At 67.1% G+C, this 18968-nt stretch carries 16 protein-coding genes and 1 pseudogene; 3 read left to right on the forward strand and 14 right to left on the reverse strand.

Features of this window, described 5'->3' with window-relative positions:
* Nucleotides 1–82: 82 nt before the first annotated feature.
* The 5 genes from Y704_RS22700 to Y704_RS0108205 form a co-directional block, all read right to left on the reverse strand.
* Nucleotides 83–2323: a L,D-transpeptidase family protein gene (locus tag Y704_RS22700; RefSeq protein ID WP_051476824.1), complete on the reverse strand. Its 2241-nt coding sequence runs from the start codon at nt 2321–2323 to the stop codon at nt 83–85.
* Nucleotides 2320–2601 (reverse strand): hypothetical protein, encoded by a 282-nt coding sequence (locus tag Y704_RS0108190; RefSeq protein WP_216698964.1) that lies wholly within the window; start codon nt 2599–2601, stop codon nt 2320–2322. Before Y704_RS0108190 ends, Y704_RS22700 begins: the two co-directional genes overlap by 4 nt.
* Before the next feature lie 428 nt (nt 2602–3029).
* Nucleotides 3030–4292, reverse strand: a complete 1263-nt coding sequence (gene tgt, locus Y704_RS0108195; RefSeq protein WP_155850276.1) for a tRNA guanosine(34) transglycosylase Tgt — start codon at nt 4290–4292, stop codon at nt 3030–3032.
* A gap of 66 nt (nt 4293–4358) precedes the next feature.
* Nucleotides 4359–5228, reverse strand: a complete 870-nt coding sequence (locus Y704_RS0108200; protein ID WP_026549770.1) for a DUF6707 family protein — start codon at nt 5226–5228, stop codon at nt 4359–4361.
* 74 nt (nt 5229–5302) lie between these two features.
* Entirely contained in the window at nt 5303–5842 is a 540-nt protein-coding gene (locus Y704_RS0108205; RefSeq protein ID WP_026549771.1) for an NUDIX hydrolase family protein, read from the reverse strand.
* A gap of 124 nt (nt 5843–5966) precedes the next feature.
* Here Y704_RS0108205 and Y704_RS0108210 point away from each other — a divergent pair, with 124 nt between their 5' ends.
* Nucleotides 5967–6572 carry a YdeI/OmpD-associated family protein gene (locus Y704_RS0108210; RefSeq protein ID WP_026549772.1) on the forward strand — a complete coding sequence of 202 codons (606 nt, stop codon included), beginning with the start codon at nt 5967–5969 and terminating at the stop codon, nt 6570–6572.
* Here the strand turns inward: Y704_RS0108210 and Y704_RS0108215 are convergent.
* The 4 genes from Y704_RS0108215 to Y704_RS0108230 form a co-directional block, all read right to left on the reverse strand.
* Complete coding sequence (locus tag Y704_RS0108215; protein WP_026549773.1) at nt 6556–7662, reverse strand: ABC transporter ATP-binding protein; 1107 nt, start codon at nt 7660–7662, stop codon at nt 6556–6558. The two genes, Y704_RS0108210 and Y704_RS0108215, sit on opposite strands and share 17 nt — an antisense overlap.
* 17 nt (nt 7663–7679) lie before the next feature.
* Nucleotides 7680–9245 carry an ABC transporter permease gene (locus Y704_RS0108220; RefSeq protein WP_026549774.1) on the reverse strand — a complete coding sequence of 522 codons (1566 nt, stop codon included), beginning with the start codon at nt 9243–9245 and terminating at the stop codon, nt 7680–7682.
* Between the two features lie 34 nt (nt 9246–9279).
* Complete coding sequence (locus Y704_RS0108225) at nt 9280–10353, reverse strand: iron ABC transporter substrate-binding protein (protein WP_026549775.1); 1074 nt, start codon at nt 10351–10353, stop codon at nt 9280–9282.
* Nucleotides 10354–10496: 143 nt separating this feature from the next.
* Nucleotides 10497–11612 carry a glycoside hydrolase family 76 protein gene (locus Y704_RS0108230; protein ID WP_026549776.1) on the reverse strand — a complete coding sequence of 372 codons (1116 nt, stop codon included), beginning with the start codon at nt 11610–11612 and terminating at the stop codon, nt 10497–10499.
* Nucleotides 11613–11765: 153 nt separating this feature from the next.
* On the opposite strand from Y704_RS0108230, the gene Y704_RS0108235 reads away from it, so the two are divergent.
* Both Y704_RS0108235 and Y704_RS0108240 read left to right on the forward strand, forming a co-directional pair.
* Nucleotides 11766–12542: a 3-hydroxyacyl-CoA dehydrogenase gene (locus Y704_RS0108235; RefSeq protein ID WP_026549777.1), complete on the forward strand. Its 777-nt coding sequence runs from the start codon at nt 11766–11768 to the stop codon at nt 12540–12542.
* Nucleotides 12542–13747, forward strand: coding sequence for an acyl-CoA dehydrogenase family protein (locus Y704_RS0108240; RefSeq protein ID WP_026549778.1), 1206 nt, complete (start codon nt 12542–12544; stop codon nt 13745–13747). Before Y704_RS0108235 ends, Y704_RS0108240 begins: the two co-directional genes overlap by 1 nt.
* Before the next feature lie 60 nt (nt 13748–13807).
* On the opposite strand, the gene Y704_RS24830 is transcribed toward Y704_RS0108240, so the two are convergent.
* From Y704_RS24830 to Y704_RS24445, 5 genes and pseudogenes are all read right to left on the reverse strand, one after another.
* Nucleotides 13808–15235, reverse strand: coding sequence for a tryptophan-rich sensory protein (locus tag Y704_RS24830; protein ID WP_051476825.1), 1428 nt, complete (start codon nt 15233–15235; stop codon nt 13808–13810).
* Nucleotides 15207–15833 carry a DedA family protein gene (locus Y704_RS19835; RefSeq protein WP_253904262.1) on the reverse strand — a complete coding sequence of 209 codons (627 nt, stop codon included), beginning with the start codon at nt 15831–15833 and terminating at the stop codon, nt 15207–15209. The genes Y704_RS24830 and Y704_RS19835 overlap by 29 nt, the downstream gene beginning before the upstream one ends.
* Nucleotides 15834–15858: 25 nt before the next feature.
* The gene (locus tag Y704_RS0108255; protein WP_026549779.1) at nt 15859–16779 is read right to left on the reverse strand and encodes a pseudouridine synthase; all 921 of its coding nucleotides are present in this window, start codon (nt 16777–16779) and stop codon (nt 15859–15861) included.
* Nucleotides 16780–16807: 28 nt separating this feature from the next.
* Entirely contained in the window at nt 16808–17617 is an 810-nt protein-coding gene (locus Y704_RS0108260; RefSeq protein ID WP_026549780.1) for an Fpg/Nei family DNA glycosylase, read from the reverse strand.
* A pseudogene (locus Y704_RS24445) lies at nt 17610–18968 on the reverse strand (ATP-dependent helicase); the annotation flags it as partial. The gene Y704_RS0108260 and the pseudogene Y704_RS24445, both read right to left, overlap by 8 nt.

The raw sequence follows: 18968 nt of genomic DNA on the forward strand, positions 1-18968 counted from the left end.
AACAGGAACGCCGATGGGACGGGAGAACCCCCGGCGGTTCCCCGCCGGGGGTTCTTCGGGCTCAGTGCAGATGGAACAGCCGCTAGTGGAACAGGTCAGCGGCCACGCCCATGATGATGCGGTCTCCGGGAGTGGACTTCCTCAGGTAGTCCTCCACGGCCCAGTCGTCGAGTGCAATGCAACCGGCTGTCGGAACCTTGTTCTGGTGCAGGAAGATCGCGAAGCCCGCATCCTGCACGATGGGCGAATCCGGTGGGCGGTTGTAGTTGATCACAGCGCCCTGCCGGTAATCGTGGGTAGCACGTGTAGCGAAGTACCACATGTCCTCGTCATAGCCCACCCAGGTGGAGGACTCGAAGTACTTGTTGTAGGTGTCCGTGTAGGGGTTGCCGCCCCAGCGTGAACGGGGGTTGAGCGTCCGGTAGGGCAGTGCGGTGCCGGGGTTACCCAGGCCGAAGGCCTCGGTCACCGAGTAGGAGCCGGTGGGAGAGAAGTTGAAGCGTGTCGGCCCGGACGGGACTCCCGGCCTCTTGAAGCCGCTGGCTCCCACCGTCGCGTCGGTCTTCCAGTCGGTGACGTAGGTTCCCGCCACCTTCTGGCAGTACACCGCGCTGGCGTAACTCTGGCCATACCCGCCGGCGATGGTGAGGAGGACCCGCTGCGCCCCGCCTGTCGAGTATTTGGAGCGGCCGTCATTCAGCGTGGTGCACTCGGTGTGCCGGTGGTCCCTGTTGCCGGCCGCGTTCCAGGTGATGAAACCGCCCTGGAACGGCTGGACACACTCGCCTCCCTCACAGCGCTCCGGCGTCTGGGGGTAGCCGAGGTAGCTCTGGTGCATGGCCATCGACTCGTACTTCGCCTTCACTCCACCGCGGACGGGTTGGGAGCCGGTGGCAGGGGACCAGAAAATCAGGCCGCCCTGGAACCACTGGTAGCAGCCGCCGTTGCGTTGACCACAGATTTCAGCCGTCAGCGGGTATCCCAGGTAACCGTTGTGCGCGCCCAGGCTTTCGTAGCGGCCCTTGATGTCGCCATTCACTGACTGTCCGCCTGTTGTGGGAGACCAGTAGGTTGTGCCTCCCTGGAACTTCTGGAAACACCCGCCTCCCGACTGGCCGCACACCTCGTTCTCGAGGGGATAGCCCAGGACGCCGTTCTCGGCGCCGCGTGCTGCCCACGCGTCCCGCATGCCGCCGCGGACAATCTGGGCACCTGTTGCCGGTGACCAGGAAATTACTCCGCGCTGGTAGGTCTGCTGGCAGCCGGACGATCGCAGCCCGCAGTTCTCCCGAGTAATGGGATACCCCAGCCATCCGGCTTCTGCTCCGGTGCGTGAGTAGGCCCCGCCCATAGCACCCGGGCCCCAGACGCCGTAGGCGCCCGACGACGCGGACCAGACGATCCGGAAGCCGCCGAATTCCTGGACGCATCCGTTGTCACGCTTGCCGCAGACCTCGGCGGACGACGGGTAGCCGACAGCAGCGTAGCCGCCGTACAGGTTGTACAGTGCCCCGCCGATAGCGCCACGGGTCCATACCTGCTGGTGCCCCGCCGTCGTGCTCCAGGTGAGGTCGATCCCATCCGAGAACCGCTGGGAGCATCCGCCTGGCGTGCACTGCTCATCGGTGACCGGGTAACCGAAGGCGCCCAGGGCGCCTGTGGCTGCCCACCGGGGACCGGTGTTGCCGGAGGTGAACAGCACTGCGTGCGCTCCGGTGGAGGGGGTGAAATGGATTTCCCCACCGACGAAGGTCTCCACGCAGTGTCCTGCTGCATTGCAGGATTCATTCGAGGTCGGTTCGCCCAGCGGGCCCGCGGCTCCTCCGAGTTCCCTCCACTTGGCCGCAATGCCTCCGATGGGAGTGAAGGGACCGGCGGCAGCAGCGCCGGCCTCGGGGCCCGGTGCTTCCGCCGAGGCCGTCGGCTCCTGCGCTGCGGGCACCTCCGGGGAGGGTGGTTCAGGTGCGGCTTCCTCCGCTGGAACGTCAGTCCCAGGATCGGTTGGAGCCGTTGTTCCCTGCTCCGGCAGGGCGGGAAGCTCCGTCGGGAGCGCCTCGGGGGTCGTCGCGTCCGGAGCTGATCCCGAAGTTCCCGGCTCGGGATCCAGCAGCCCGGCAGTCGGGGGAGTCGTCGTCGTGCCTGAATCCGGATACGTCGCGGCCTGCCCGGGGGAAGGCGTTGTTGCCGGGGCCTGCTCCGTGGCCGGAGCTGAGGGTGCGGCGGGTGCCGCGACGGCGCCCGGAGCGAGCCCGGACAGAAGGAGTGCGGCCAGCGAGATAACAGCTAGCGTGCGCCCCGGAAGGAAGGTGGATGGATGGTTCACCGGAAGACAACCGCCTGACATGTAGATGATGCTGGGGCCCCATCGGCGAAGGCGTCAGCGCGAACTTCAGCCGTGCCGCCGGCTGGTACTGCCTGTTGGATGTTTGCGCGGCCGGCCACGCTGCTGGTGCTGCCGACAGCGACGACAACGGAGAAGGTCACGGTGGTGTCAGCAGTGTTGGTCAGGGTCCCGGAAAAGGACCAGACACCCGCTGCGTCCGCCGTACACACCACATTGCCCAGCGCCTCGTTGGCGATGGCGGTGGGATTCGCGGGCACGGACTCCATGCTGGTTTCCAGTGTCGCCTCGACGCTCGGTCCCGGATCGGGGGGGACCGTTGCCGGCAGGTCAGTCCCGGTCGCTGCAGCCCCTGATGGTGCTGATCCTGTGTCCGGGGACGCCGGCATCGTGTTTTCTCCAGTGCTTTCTGCGCCGGGGACCGTCGCCGGTCCTGATACTGCCGGTGCGTCCGGCGCATCGGTAGGTGGCGAAGTGCAGCCGGAAAGGGCAGCGACGCCCACCGCCGCCCACAAAAAGAGCGGTCTGAGACTCCGCATTGTTCCCCTATTTTTTTGCTGTGAACTTACCGTTCGGGAACCAGGGGCTTTTTGACCGGGAAGATTGTACAGACGGAGATTATCAGCGAATTCCCGCGCCCCGGTCGATCATCCGATAACAATTCCACCCATCTTCTGAGGAACTAGGTTTATCGGTAGTAGCGACCCAGCACGTCGGCTTTCAGCTCGTAGAACGTACCGTCGTCAATGGCCGCGCGGGCGTCGTCGACCATGCGGATCACGAATCTCTCGTTGTGGATCGAGATTAGGGTAGCGGACACCATTTCCTTCGCCTTGAACAGATGGTGGATATACGCACGCGTATAGTTCCCGCAGGTGTAGCAGTCACAGCCTTCAACGAGGGGAGTGAAGTCCCTTTTGAAGCGCGCATTGGAGAGATTCCAGCGTCCGTCGGGTGTGTAGAACGCGGAATTACGCGCCACCCGGGTAGGCGAGACGCAGTCGAAGGTGTCGGCGCCATTCTCGATTGCCGTGAAGAGATCGTCAGGTTCCGAAATGCCCAGAAGGTGCCGTGGCTTGTTCTCCGGCAGTTCGTCGCTGCACCACCCGAGAATTGTTCCGAGGTTCTCCTTTTCAAGTGCCCCGCCGATTCCGAAGCCGTCGAAGTCGAGGGCGCCCAGATCACGCGACGCCTTTCGCCGCAGGTCTTCGTACTGGGCGCCCTGAATAACGCCGAACAATGCCTGATACGGTTTATCGCTGCGCTCCGTCGACAGCCGTTCGTGCTCACTGAGACACCGAAGTGCCCACAGTCGGGTCCGCTCGAGGGATTCCTCCTGGTAGGCGCGTGAATTCATCAGCGTGGTGAGTTCGTCGAACGCGAACATGATGTCTGCACCCAACTGGTGCTGCACCTGCATGGATATCTCCGGTGTGAAGCGGTGGCGGTCGCCGTTGAGGTGGGACTTGAACCACACGCCGTCATCGTCGATGTGTGCCAGGCGCTCCTTGCCGACCGCCACGCGGTCATCGGCGCCGACGGCCTCCGAATCGACCGGGACGTCCATGGTGATGACCTTCTTGAAACCTGACCCGAGGCTCATCACCTGGAATCCGCCCGAGTCGGTGAAGGTGGGCCCCCGCCAGTTCATGAACGCGCCGAGACCACCCGCCTCATCCAGCACGTCCGGGCCGGGCTGGAGGTACAGGTGATAGGCGTTGGCCAGGAGCGCCTGCGCACCTAGGTCCGACATCGCCTCGGGCAGCACCGCCTTGACCGTTGCCTTGGTTCCGACGGCGATGAACGCGGGCGTCCGGATGTCCCCGTGTGGTGTCGAGATGGTGCCGGTGCGCCCATGCCGGGGACCGGTGGGGCCGGGGGCGACGGCGCTTTCCTCCAGCCGGGAATCGACGGTGAAGGAAAAGGAGGACTGCTGGGACTCGGGATGCACCAACCCATTTTGCCAGAACCGGGCTCCTCGGCGACCCGCCGGCCGGCGCGCGGCGCCTGCTGCCTCTCAGGCCAGGGTGTCGAGCGCCCGGTTCAGGGCCGAAAGGGCAACAATCTCGGATTCGATCCGCCGCTCCAGCACCTCCCGGGTCAGCGTCTCCGACCCCCCGTGGGCCCGCAGGTAAAGAAGAACCCCCAGACGCAGCACCCGCCAGTCCTTCTCGGCCGACTTGTTTCCGGACACGGTGGCCCGGACGATCTCCGGATCGTACACGTTCGGATCATTGAGCTGGCGCTGCCGGACGGTTGCCGCCAGCTTCGCGCGCAGGGGGTCCGTCTCGGCGTCGTCCGCGGAACGCAGCGCTGCCGAGTACGCAGCTGAACGTGTGTCGTCGTGCCGTGAAAGGTAGGCGGTCATGGCCAACGCGCCTTCGATCCACTTCCAGCGGCCGAAGTTCCCGTCGAACGGCAGTACGGTCAGGAGGTCCGCGACAGTGAGGGCGTTGGCGGGGTCAGCGTGGTCGACGAGAAGCGAGACAGCGAGGTGGTGCAGGTCCTGCAGGTTGCTGCCCGACTTCAGGTTGATCCCACGGAGCAGCCGGCTCGAGAGCTCCTGCACTCCGGTGCTCGCCGGGTACGTGCCGGCAATCCGTGCCACCACAGCTTCGGGTGAACCGTGGTCGGCCGCGACGGCTGAGACCTCTGCTGCGCCGGTTGCCTCGATGGACACGCTGGAGCCGCTGGCCATCGTGACGGTGGTCCCGGTGGCGAGCTCGGCAACGATCAACGCCGGGGCGCCGAAGTCGTCGTTCCGGGTTGAAACGTCCTTCACCTCGACTGCCGCGCCGCCGCCCGGCGGGACCAACGAGTCGCCGGCCCTGAGTGACTCAGCGGTCACAGACCGGAGCTCCTGCCGATTCCGTTCGCTCTCTTCCACGTCGACTCCGTTTTCGCCCCCTGCACTGCTGTGTCCGCCGGATGCCGGCACATCTCCACGATAGGGTAAGCCGTTCATCGGCCCCAGCCGGCGTGGGCGAGGGCCTGCCGCAGGAGGTCCGCCCGGCCGCCGGAGAACTCCTCCTGGATCGATGGACTCAGGGCTTCCGACGGCGTGAGCCAGGACAGCTCGAGTGCATCCTGCCGGGGATCGCATTCCCCCGAGACCGGAATGAGGTAAGCCAGCGCGACGGCGTGCTGGCGGTCGTCGGTCAGCCCGGTTTCCGATGGCGAAGGGAAGTATTCGGCAATGGTGAAGGGAACGGGCGACGGCGGCAGCTGCGGAAGCGCGAAGGGGCCGAGATCCTTCTCCAGGTGGCGCAGCAGCGCTGCACGGATGGTCTCGCGGTACATCACCCGGCCCGACACGAAGGTGCGCACCATCTCCCCCTGCTCACTGGCCTGCAGGAGCAGACCCACCTCGTTGACATACCCGAGGGAGTCGCAGCGCACGGGAATCGCTTCGACATAGACCATGGGCAGGCGGCGGCGGGCTTCGTAAAGATCGTCTTCGGAGAGCCAGCCCGGATTGGGGTCGGGGGTGCGAACGTTCATACCTCAGTTCTAGCGCAGACTGGCCAAGCGGGGGGAGCGGCACGCGCTTCTTCGGCCGCCGGCTGAATCGGGCGGGGGGGGAAACCGGCTGGTCCTTCGAGCATCGGTGGCCTAGCGTGGCTTCATGAAGCCCGAGGTTCCCGAACTGCTGCTGCAGGACGCCGCCGAGTGGCGCCGCTGGCTCGAGGAGAACCACGCGGCATCGCCCGGCGTCTGGCTCGTCCTCTCGAAAAAAGGCGGCTCCCTGACGACCCTCACGTATGCGCAGGCGCTTGACGAGGCCCTGTGCTTCGGATGGATCGACGGGCAGATCCGCCCCCGGGACGCAATGAGCTTCGGGCAGCGCTTCACGCGGCGCGCGGCGCGAAGTATCTGGTCCGTCCGGAACCGCGGGCATGTGGAGCGGTTGGAGGGGGCGGGCCGCATGCAGCCTGCCGGCCGCGTCGCGGTGCAGGCGGCAGTGGACGATGGCCGCTGGGAACGCGCCTACGCCGGTTCCGCAACTGCTGAGGTGCCCGCGGACCTGCTCGCCGCCATCGCCGGGAACCCGGCGGCGCAGGCTATGTTCGACGTACTGTCGGCGCAGAACAGGTATGCGCTCATCTTCCGGCTGAGCCAGCTGAAGACCGAGGCGGCGCGGCAGCGGAACATCGCCGCGTTCACCAGCATGCTCGGGCGCGGCGAAACCCCGTATCCGCAGCGGGCACATCCGCCTACACCGAACGTGTAGCGGCAGGGGCGCCGGGAAAGGCAACCCCTTCCCCCACGACACTGAGCCTCAAGCGGGTGCCGATCCGGGCCATCGCCGCATTCCAGTGCCGGATCGTGATGACCTCCCCGCCCGCTCCAGCCGGGCCGGGACCCTCCAACCGGATGGTGACCGTCACCTCGGGGCCGAAGAAGTCCGTCTCCAAAACGGTTCCGGCAATCGTGCCATGCTCGGTGATGCGGATCTGCTCCGGCCGAAGCATCAACTGCACGGCGCCCTGGCAGCTGGGCCGGCGGACAGGAATCGCGCCGAGCGCGCAGTACGCCAGTGAACCCTGGAGATCGGCCTCAAGAATGACCGCGTCACCCAGGAATTCGGCGGTCTGCCGGTCGACCGGCCGCGTGTAGACGACGAAGGGATTGCCGACCTGTGCGAGGACTCCTTCCCGCAGCACCGCGACCTGGTCGGAGAAGGACAGTGCCTCCGACTGGTCGTGGGTCACCAGGATGGTGGTGACTCCCGTTTCGGCGAGCGTTGCCGCGACAGCCTTGCGTGTTGCGACGCGAAGACCGGCGTCCAGCGCAGAGAAGGGCTCATCAAGCAGCATGAGTGACGGACCGCGGGCGAGCGCCCTGGCCAGGGCCACCCGCTGCTGCTGGCCGCCGGACAGTTCATCCGGCCGGCGGTCGGCGTAGCTGGAGTCCAGGGACACCATCCCCAGAAGCCTGACGACCCGTGCCCGGGCAGATCGGCGCGGGTAGGCCCGGCGGTCGAGGCCGAAAGCGACATTCTCCCCGACGGACAGGTGGGGGAACAGGGCGCCGTCCTGGGCCACGTAGCCGATGTTGCGCCGATGTGCGGGAACCAGCACCCCAGGACCGGCAACGAGGTTCCCCTGCAGCGAGACGGTTCCCGAGTCCGGGGAATCGAATCCGGCAATGATCCGCAACAGCGTCGTCTTCCCCGACCCTGACGGTCCGACGATGGCTGTGGTGATTCCGCCCTGCACCGAAAGCGTGAGCCCCTTGAGGACTTCGACGCCGTTGAAGGACCGTGCCACGTCGACCAGGTCGAGGTGATTTCCGTCCGGGGTTGCCGGGTGGGTTGTCATGGAAAATCCTCCGGGAGCTACTGGCCGACGGCTTTTCGCGATTGCCGGTACAGGAGGTATGTCATGGGCAGGGACAACAGAATCAGCAGCAGCGCATAGGGTGCGGCCCCGGCATAGTCTATTTCAGAACTCAGCGACCAGAAGCGCGTGGCGAGGGTGGACACGCCCGACGGCGCCAGCACGAGGGTGGCGGTGAGCTCGTTGGAGATGCCGAGGAAAACCAGGGCTGCACCACCAGCGGCCGCCGGGGCGCACAGGCGGAGCGTCACCCTCAGGAAGGAGGCAAGGGGCGGCTTGCCCAGCGCGCGCGAGGCCTCTTCGAGTTCGCGGGGAGCCTGGGCGATCCCCGCGCGGAGGCTGACGAGCGCGCGGGGCAGAAAGAGCAGGGCGTAGGCCGTGATGACCACGGGTGCCGTCTGATAGAACGGGTACGCGATGTTGATGGTCACGGTCACGAAGGCGAGCGCCACCACGATTCCGGGCATCGAGCTCGTGATGTAGTTGCTGCTCTCCAGCAGCCGGCTGAACTTCCCGTTGTGGCGCACTGCAAGCCAGGCGATCGGGAAGGCGGCCACCACAGTGACGACTGCGCCGATGAGGCCGTAGCTCAGCGTCTGGAGGAGGGCCGTGGAGAGTTCGGCTGCTTCCCAGACCTCCAGCCCGCCGGCGATGAGCCAGCGGGCGACGTTCCAGAGCGGCACCCCCAGTGCGAGGCCGACCAGCGCCAGGGTGGCGGCCACCCCCAGCGGCCTCCAGCCTCCCAGGACGTAAATCCCAGGCGAGGACGCCACACCGGAGCCGAGCCGGGCGTAGCGGGCGCGGCCGCGCGTCGAGGTTTCGGCCAGCAGGAGCACCAGGCAGAGAAGGACGAGAACGCTCGCGAGCATGTTCGCCGCCGCGCTGTTGAACGTGGACTGGAACTGCTGCAGGATCGCCGTCGTGAACGTGTCGAAGCGGATCATGGAGAACGCGCCGAATTCGGCGAGCAGGTGGAGGCCCACCAGGAGCGAGCCTCCCCCCATGGCCAGGCGGAGTTGCGGAAGCACGACCCGGAAGAAGGCCTGCCAGGGCCCGAGCCCCAGCGATGCAGCCGATTGTTCCAGGCCGGGGTCGAGGCGCCGGAGCGTCGCTGCTGCGGGAATGTAGACCAGCGGGTAGTAGCTCAGCACTGAAATGAGGACTCCGCCGCTGATGCCGGACAGGGACGGGATGGTGCCGGCCCACGCGTAGCTGTTGACGAATGCGGGCACGGCGAGCGGGGCTGCGAGAAGGAAGGAGAGGGGCCGCGCCCACGGAAGGTCGGTGCGCTCCACCAGCCACGCAGCACCCACACCAAGGAGGAGGCAGACGGGGATGGTGAGGATCAGCAGGGCGATCGTGTTGAAGAGCAGTTCGCCGACCCGCGGGCGGAACACGAGTTCTGCCGCGGCTTCCCATCCCGTCGCAAGTGTCATCGAGACGACGAAGCCGAGGGGCACCAAGGTTGCAAGGGTCACCAACACCACCGCCGCCACCACGCCGGCCGGCGGGCGGGAACCGGTGTTCCTGCCCGCCGTCGTGCGGATCTTCCCGGCCCAGGTCATGGGCGACGCTGCAGTTCCGACGCTGCAGTCTGCCTCAGAGCAGTCCGGCCGAGGTCATGAGCTCCACGACTTTCTCACCGTTGAGGTCGGCTGGATCGATGGCCGGTGCCTCAAGTTCCTCGAGCGGTACAAGCCCTTCGCGCGGCGCCACGTCAGCACTGATGGGGTATTCGTAGTCGCTGCCCGTGCTCAGGGTTTCCTGGCCCTCCTTGCTGGTGATGAATTCAAGGAACGCGTTCGCGGCAGCCGGGTTGTCGGAGGACTCCAGCACTCCCGCACCGGAAACCGAGACGAAGGCTCCTGCGTCCTCACCCTTGAAGTAGTAGGGAGCCACATTGCTGCTGTTCTCGCCGGTGCCTGCCTGGTCCGCGGTGTAGTAGTAGTGGTAGATCACTGCCGCATCGACCTCACCGGAGTTCACTGCCTTCATCGCGGCACCGTTCTTGGGGTAGATCTTCGCGCTGTCCTTCATGGCGCCGAGCCAGTCGGCGGTGGCTTCCTCGCCCTCGACGTCGAGCATCGCCGAGACGATCGCCTGGAAGTCGGCGCCCCCTGCCGCAGCGCCCCATCGGCCCGACCACTCCGGGTCCGCCAGGTCCAGCAGCGACTCCGGAAGGTCGGCCTCGGGAACCTTCTCCGGGTTGTACACGAAGAGGGTGGACCGTGCCGCAACGCCGGCCCACTTGTTGGTGGACGGGCGGTATTCCTCGGGAACGTTCTGCTCCGTTTCCTCCGTGAGGTCGGAAAAGAGGCCCGCGTTCTCCACCTGCGTCATGGCTGGTGAGTTCTCGGTGATGAACACGTCCGCGGGCGAGCGCTCGCCTTCCTGGAGGATCTGGTTGCTCATTTCCGTATCGCTGCCCTGGCGGAGTGTGACCTCGACGCCGGTCTGCTCCGTGAATTCATCGACCCACGCCTGGGTCATCGACTCATGCTGTGCGTTGTACACGGTGATCTCGCCGCTGATCCCGGCCGGCTCCGCTGACGCGGGGCCGGTTGACGGAGCGGTTTCGGCGGCCGGCTCGGTGCCACCACCGCATGCGGTGGTGGTGAGGAGGAGGGCAGTTGCCAGCACTGCTGAGCGGGCCGACGTGGAACGGAGCTTCATTGGAGCCTTTCAAAGGACATTACCGGGCAGGGTGGGGCCTGACGGCGGAACGGGTGCTGGTGCCCGGGGAACGGTGCGCCAGGTAAGCCTTGCCTAAGAAGTTCTCGGCAATACCGAAAGTGTCGCACGTCTCCGGAAATTAGTCACATTCCTGTGTCGTTATTATGCGCGGGGCCTGCCGCTTGGACCCGTGCGGCGGCCTCGAAGATCATCCAGGCCTGGAGCTGGGTCGACAGGCTGACGGGCTTGGAGCCCTGCCCGTTGCTCCCTGGCGGGAACACCGAGGAATTCCGCGCGCTGCCGGGGGAGCGGCGCCTCCAGAGTGCATCGGAGGTTGCGTCGAGGAGTTCGACGGCCGCCCGGACGGCGTCACCGGCCAGGCCCGGGGTGTGCGCCGCCAGCGCGAGGTACCGAGCCAGGATGCCGGTGAAGAGCCCGGCGTCGCCCCCGGCGGTCATGCGCAGTACGCCAGCACTGTCGGCCAGGTGAGCCTTGACCGCGTGGATCAGGCCGGCGGCTTCGGCCAGGTGCTCCCGGCCTCCCAGGGTCACGAGCGCGCCGAGGACCGTCCCCTGGTTGTAGGTGTGGATAGCGTGGACAATCGTGCCGGAAGCCGGCGTATCAGGGTCGGCCCGAACGCCGTCGAAATACAGTCCGGTCGCGCCGTCCCGGAGGTTCTCCCTCAACCAGGTCATCAGGTCGGTAGCCCGCTCCTGTTCGCCGGAACGCGCGAAGTACAGCGCGGCGGGCGCCGTCGTCGCCGTGTTCTTGTAGTCCCGTGTCGTATTCCAGAAAACCCCACCGCCGAGCTCGGCGGTGTGCGCCGAGCGAAGCGCGTTTTCGAGGGGTGTGATACCGGTGCCGCGCCATCGTCGTCCGGCTGCTGTGGATGCTGCCTCGAGGCGCTGGAGAGCGAGCGCGAGCCAGGCCATGTCGTCGTAGTAGGAGTTCGTCCAGTGCAGGCCGTTCCGCACCCAGATTCCGCGCGCGAGCCGGGATGCCCGCCGCAGGGCCACGGCGGCCTCTCCCGGGTCACTTTCCGCCAGGCGTTCGTACTGGTCGATCAGGCAGTCCATATAGTGTGCCTGCCACCAGTAATGCCAATGGCCGCGCAGGCCGACGGGGTGCGGGAAGGCAACCGCTGCGAGCCGCGTTCCCGGTAGCCCGAGGGAACGCCCGCCGAAAATCGCCTCCACGCTTGCGGCGGCAAAGCGCGCCCTCGATGCGGGATCGGGCCGGGCGGGAGGCACAGTGAGCATAAAACCACCCTAGCGAAGGGTGGTGCGGCCGGTCTTGAGCAGATTGCTCAATCCCATGGCCGCTGGATGCGCTATGCCGTACGTCACAGTACTCTGGCGTTGGCATCCGGAATTCCCGGAGCGCAGCATCATTCGCATAAAGGACGGCCTTCCATGGACATCGCAGGCTCAGTGGCACTGGTGACAGGGGGTGCGTCGGGTCTCGGACGGGCGACCGCGGAAAGATTGCTCGACGACGGTGCTTCCGTGGTTCTGGTGGACCTGCCGCACTCGGCGGGTGCTGACCTGGCGGCAGGGCTGGGCGCGCGTGCCCGCTTCATCGGGGCCGATGTGACCGACGAAGCCCAGGTGCAGGCGGCGATCCGGGCCGCCGGCGAACTGGGACCGCTGCGGGTGCTCGTGAACTGTGCCGGCATCGCCACTCCGGGAAAGGTTCTTGGCCGGGACGGCGTCCTGCCCCTCGCCGACTTCGCCCGCGTCATCAACGTCAACCTCATCGGAACCTTCAACGTCATCCGGCTCGCGAGCGAGGCGATGGCCGCCATCGAGCCCGTGCGTCCCGCAGGCGGCTCCGACGAGCGCGGCGTCATCATCAACACCGCCTCCGTGGCAGCATTCGACGGGCAGGTCGGCCAGCCCGCCTACTCGGCGTCGAAGGGTGCCGTCGCTGCGATGACGCTACCGATCGCCCGGGAGCTCGCGAGGTACCTGATCCGTGTGGTCACCATTGCGCCGGGCATTTTCGAAACCCCCATGATGGCGGGACTGCCACAGGAGGCGCAGGACTCCCTCGGCCGCCAGGTGCCGCACCCCTCGAGGCTCGGGAAACCCGGAGAGTATGCGGCGCTCGTCGCGCACATCGTCCAGAACCAGATGCTCAACGGCGAGACCATCCGGCTCGACGGCGCCATCCGGATGGCGCCGAAATGATGGACGATCTTCCCTCCGCGGATTTCCTCGGCTTTGAATCCCTCCTCACCAAGCCGGAGCGCGACAAGCTGCAGGACGTTCGCGACTTCCTTGCCAAAGAGGTTGCCCCGCAGGCCGTCGAATGGTGGAACCGCGCCGAGTTCCCGCACGAGATCCTTCCCAAACTCGCTGCACTGCAGCTCAGTACCCCGGTTCACCAGGGCTACAGCCACCTTTTCGGCGGAATGGTGATCGCGGAAATGACACGGGCCGACACCTCGCTTGCCACCTTCTTCATGGTTCACCATGACCTGTTCGTCGAAGCCCTGCATGCGTTCGGGTCCGAGGACCAGAAAACGCGTCTCCTGCAGGACGCGATGGACCTGCGCATCACGGGGGCCTTCGCGCTCACCGAGCCGCAGCACGGGTCCGACGTCGCCGGAGGCATGGCCACCACCGCTACGCGGGTGGGGAACGAGTGGGTCATCAACGGGGCGAAGCGCTGGATCGGCAACGGCACCTTCTGCGATTACATGCTGCTGTGGGCGCGGGACGCGCAGACGCAGGGTATCCGGGGGTTCATCCTCGACGCGACCCTTCCCGGGGTGACACGCACCCGCATCGACAACAAGACGGCGCTGCGTACAGTCCAGAACGCTGATATCACGCTCGACGCCGTTCGGGTTTCCGAGGCCGACAGGTTCGCCGGGATCTCGAGCTTCTCCGATACGCGGGAACTGCTGCGCGGCTCACGCATCCTCGTGGGCTGGCAGGCGGTGGGCCAGCAGCTCGCCGCGTTCGACATCGCCCGTCAGTATGCGCTGGAACGTCACCAGTTCGGGCGCCCGATCGGGAGTTTCCAGCTGGTGCAGGACCAGTTGGTCACGATGCTCGGCAACGCCACGGCAAGCCTGGCCATGATGGTGCGGGTGGCGCAGATGCAGGACGAGCAGCAGTCGAGGGTAAGTGGGGTCGAAAAGGCCCAGGCGGAACACCCCGGAGCGGGTATGCCGCAGGCCGCGCTCGCCAAGGCGTACACCACCGCGCGCATGCGTGAGACGGTGGCACTGGGCCGCAATATCCTCGGCGGCAACGGCATTGTGACCGACTACGGTATGGCCAAGGTCTTTGCCGATGCGGAGGCCGTCTATACCTATGAGGGTTCCTACGAGATCAACTCGTTGATCGTGGGCCGTGCAATCACCGGGATCTCAGCCTTCGCCTGACGTGTGCAGCCCGCTGGCGCGCCCGCGGGGACCGCAGGCGTACGGGCGAAGGATCAGCCACTAGCGGTCGGCGTCGTCGGGCTCGCGCGTGGCGAGGAGGTCGAGGGGTTCGCGCGTGGCGTCCTGCTGAGCGCGGGTCCACCGCCGGTAGTTGTGGTCCACCTGATGCCGGCGCGATCCTGCTGAGACGAGGACCAGGAAGACGGCAAAGGCTGCGGCAAACGCCACCACCGGTGCCGTAGGTTCGCCGAAGAACCGTTCGACGGCGATCCACGTCAGTCCCCAGCAGGCAGCGAAGGCGACGGAGAGCCGTCCACGATCCGTCATGCACACCATCATGGTGCCGAGGGTCACTGCAGCAAGGCCCACCAGCGCCCAGACCAGCCCGCCCCAGCCGAAGAGGTCGGCCCGCCCGGCGGTGGCAACCGAGGCGATGTTCGCCGCTGCCGCCACGATGACCCATCCCAGGTACAGGCCGAGGGGTACGTCCACGAGCAGGCCTTCCCAGCGCGAGCGCGGGCGCGTGCGGTTCAGGATCCGCAGCGCGTACAGGAGCACGCCGAGCAGGAGCAGGATCACGCCGAGGCTGAGGGAAAGCATCGAAGCCTGCACACTCAGGATCCAGGCGACATTGAGCAGCATCGACGACGCAACCACCCAGCCGAGCCGACGCTGCCGCTTGCCGGCGCGCTGGGAGGGAAGCCACTGATAAAGGGTGAAGAGAATCAGCCCGGCGTAGATGACGCTCCAGATGGTGAACGCCCTGGATGCAGGCGCCAGCAGGGTTGCGTCCGGCGCCAGGATGCCGCCGGCGGCATCGCTGATCGACGCGCCACCGAACGCTCCGACTCCGGCGGCCGATCCTCCGATGCAGGCGATGGCCGCCAGGCTCACCGCAACCTGGCGGACTCTGTCGGGGTCCCACGAGCGGACATTCGCCGTTGTGGCGGATGCACCCCGTCGAACAAATTTTCCCGACGTGTTTCCCGCGTCCCGGACCGCCCGCGAGGCGGTTGCGGCCCCTCGTGCCGCCGTCCGGGCGGTTGCGGCCCCTGCTGCCGCAGCCCGGGCAGCGGCGCGGGTAGCGGCAGGCGTCGCTGGCTCCTGTGGGCGAACGGCACTGTCGGCACTGTCGGTGGCGGCGCGGGTAGCGGCAGGCGTCGATGGCTCCTGTAGGCGAACGGCACTGTCGGCACTGTCGGTGGCGGCGCGGTGCTCCGGTTCCCCGTTGCCCGCTTTCCCGCCGTCGTCCAGCCCAGCAGGAGGGGCGACCGACGACGTGTCAAGAGCCGCCATGCCGGGCCTGGCTGCCTTGAGCCGCTCCAGCACTCCCGGCTTGCCGCTGTGCGCGCCGCCGGCGACCGGCTTTTCCGCTTCGGTACTCCGCACGTCGGCCGCAGCCTGTGCAGCGGTAGCAGCCGCTGCGTCCGAGGGCGGCGAGGACGGCGCGTGCGGCAGCCTAAGTCCCTGGTTCTGCGGGGTGTTCATTGGTTCTTCTGACCTTCCGATGTTGTTTGACCGCGAGGACAGCAGCGGTCATTCCCCCCACCAGCGTACCGACCAGCATCCCGAGGAGGGCGCTCACCCACAGCGGCAGGCCCGTCGTGGCTCCGGTGACGTACCCCAGACCCAGCAGCCAGGCGGTCCACAGCACTGCCCCGATGGCCGTGGCGACGAGGAAGGGTTTCAGTGAAACCTCGGCAATGCCTGCGGCGGCGACACTCGCCGTGCGGCCGCCGGGAAGGAACCGGACGGCAACCAGCCCGGCGTAGGTGGGTGACTTCCCCGCCTTCTCCACGGCGCTCCGCAAACCGCGGTGCACCGAGCGCCCCCAGCGGAAGCGGTCCAGCCAGTGGGTGAGGCGGCGGCGGAAGATCAGGAACAGGGCGAGGTCGCCCAGCCAACTTGCCGTCACCGCTGTCAGAACGGCCCAGGGGAGGAACAGTGCACCGTGGGAAGCCATGGTGCCTGCCGCGATCACCATGAGTTCCGAGGGCACGATCGGGAACACTACATCCACGAAGATGACGGCGAACATGGTGAGGAAGTAGAGCAGGACTGGAATGTCGGCACCGGGCAGTTCCACAGCTCCAATGTACCGCCAGGGTACTTCAGGCGAATCCGGAAAGCTCCAGGGAAGACTCGAAGAAGGACTCGGCGCCGCTCAGGGGATCGGTGAAGGCAATGCTTTTCGCGAGAAGCTGGAGCGGCTTGTCGTAGTCGTCCGGCTGCTGGGGTTGGAGTACCGGGTAGAACGGGTCGTTCATCAGGCCGAGGCCGAGGCCGGCCATATGCAGCCGCAACTGGTGGGTCTTGCCGGTGCGGGGCTGCAGGCGGTAGCGCCCCAGCACCCCTTGCGGGGTGATGCGCTGCTCGGTCAGGCGAATCGTCGTTTCCGTGTTCGGTTCGCCCTCCACCTCCTGGGCCAGCAGGTAGGTGCGTGACTTGATGATCCTGCTGCGCACGGTCAGCGGCTCGATTCCGAGGTCCAGCTCCGGCCGGACGGGGGCAATCGCCTCGTATTCCTTGCTGATCCGGCGGTTCTCGAAGAGCAGCTGGTAGTTGCCGCGGGTTGCCGGGTTGACCGAGAACAGGAGAATGCCGGCGGTCATCCGATCCAGCCGGTGCATCGGGATGAGGTCGGGAAGCTGCAGTTGGACGCGCAGGCGCACGAGCGCGGACTCCGCAACGTACATGCCGCCCGGGGTGGTCGGCAGGAAATGTGGTTTGTCCACGACGAGCAGGTTGTCGTCCTGGTGAAGGATGGTGACGTCGACAGGGAGCCGTTGCTCGACGGGAAGTTCCCGGTAGTACCAGACAAAGGTGTGATCCGTCAGCGGAGTCTCCCGCGTCAGGACGGTCCCGCCGAGTGCGACCACCTCGCCGCGGTCGAAGCGCTCACCGATTCCCTGCGGATTCACATGATCGAAGCGGTCGAGGATGTACTCGAGCGCCGTGCCCCAGGGCCCCTCGGCAGGGAGGCGAAGACGCGTGGCGTTGACGCCGTTTCGCACGGGCAGCGGAGATTTCATCACCCGTCAAGCCTACGGGCCCACGGGCCTATGGGCCGCCGGGCTGCAGGGGGGCGGGCTGGCAATGGGGGCAGTAATAGAGGTCGCGCAGTTCCGTGTCATTGTCGCCGAGCTGTTCCAGGGTGACGGGCGTGCCGCAGCGCAGGCAACCGCGATGGGAGCGTCCATAGACCCACAGGTTGTTGCCCCTCAGCTGTCCCGTGGTCGCCCGGGTGCTGCGCAGTTTGTTCGCCTCGAGCAGCTTCTTGGCAAGCTCCACCATTCGCGGAAGATTGGGGACCCGGGATACGGGAGTCAGCGGATGAACCCCTGCCAGGAAGCAGAGCTCGCAGCGGTACACGTTGCCGATGCCGGCGAGGTTCCGCTGGTCGAGCAGTGCGAGCCCGATCGGCCGGTCGGGCTGGCTGGACAGGCGGCGCAGCGCTTCCCCGGGGTCCCAGCCAGGTCCCAGCAGGTCCGGACCCAGGTAGCCGAGGGCTTCCTCCTCGTCGGCGCGGGCGATCACGCGCAGGAAACCGAGTTCGAAGCCGACGACCACGGAGTCGCTGGTCTCGAGGATGCAGCGGGCCTTGAAGGCCGGCCGCCGCCACTTCTCCCCGCGGGCATAGACATGCCAGAGGCCCTCCATCTTCAGGTGGGAATGGATGTCCCACCCATCGCTGCCGCCGCCGCGGATGAGAAGATGCTTGCCGCGTGCCACGGCGTCCTCGACGGTATCCCCGGTGAAATCGACCGTCGCGAACCGGGGTACCCGGATATCGCACCGGGTGAGCTTTCTGCCGGCGAGGGCCTTGTTGAGCTCGCGGGCCGCGCGCCATACTGTGTCACCCTCAGGCACGGATCCTCAATCCCCTCGGAGTCGTATAGAAACCGGCCGCACCCAACGCCGTACCGGCAGTGGTTCCAAGGATCTCCCCGCCGTTCACCTTCTCCAGCGCCATCTTCTCGGCAGCACCCCGCCGGATGATCGAGACCAGGGCGGAGGCTGCTGCCTCAAGCGTCGCGGTATCCTCCGTGAACGCCAGGAGGGTCTTGCCGCCGCGTTCAACATACAGCGCCAGCGCCCCGTCCACCAGAACCACCAGGGCGCCGGCCTTGCGCCCTGCACGGTGCCCGCCGTCCGCGGAGGGCCAGGGGAGTGCGGCGCCGTAGGGGTTGGCCGGATCGGTGGCGGCCAGGGCAGTGGCCTGCAACGGGGCACGGGTTGCGCCGAGGATGTCCGACGACGTTGCCGGCTGGTTGTCGGCGCTGAAGGAGCGCAGCCGGTCCACAGTGGAAGGAACAGCGAACTGTGCGGCGCCGAGGTGCTCGATGAAGTAGCCCCGGCGGCAGCGTCCCATCTCCTCGAGGCGGGCCAGCACCTTGTACATGAGGCCGAAGCCGCCCGGGATGCCCTCATTGCCTACCGCGCCACGCGTGACCACCCCGTACCGGTCGAGCAGCAGCTCAGCCGTTGCATGGGCGTGCAGCGTCGTCTCCTCCTCAAGGGGCGGCAGGAGGTTCCACCTGCCCGCGGCCAGCGGGGGCGTGCTGCGCTGGAACCCGCCGCCGCCGTCGGACCCGGACTGCAGGCGCATCGATGCACCGGTGAGGGACTTGCCGGGAGCGCGGCCGAGGCGCCCTGCGCGCGATGACCGGGCACGTGGCGGGGCCGGACGCTGTTTGTGCGCAGTCTTTCCATTGGCCAGCAGCGCGCGCACGGGCGTGAACGTGTCGTTGCTGATCCGCCCTGCCCAGACCAGGTCCCAGAGGGCGGTCACCACCTCGGGGTCCGACGGCCCATCCTGGACGGGCAGGAGGTTTGCCAGCTGGCGCAGGAAGAAACCGCCACCGCCTCCCAGGAGCTCGAGCAGTGAGGTGTGCAGGGCGGTGGGCTCGAAGGCCGTGTCGGGCCGGAGCGTCAGTGGAGCGTTCTCGGCGAGGTGCAGCGCGATCCAGCCGTCGTTTCCCGCCAGCGATCCCGCGCCGGACCACACCACTTCACCCGTCGCGGTGAGTTCATCGAGCATCGCGGGCGAATAGTTCGCCACCCGCTGGCCGAGGACCAGTGGCTCCCACGCCGAGGCGGGGATGGGCACCCCTGACAGCTGGTCGACCACCGTCGCCACGCCGTCGAGCCCGCGCAGCCCGGAACCCACGTGCTGCCAGGCGGGCAGGAACCTGCCGTATGCCGCCGGATCCACCGGCTC

The sequence above is a fragment of the Arthrobacter sp. Br18 genome, from assembly GCF_000520555.1.
Taxonomy (GTDB): domain Bacteria; phylum Actinomycetota; class Actinomycetes; order Actinomycetales; family Micrococcaceae; genus Arthrobacter_D.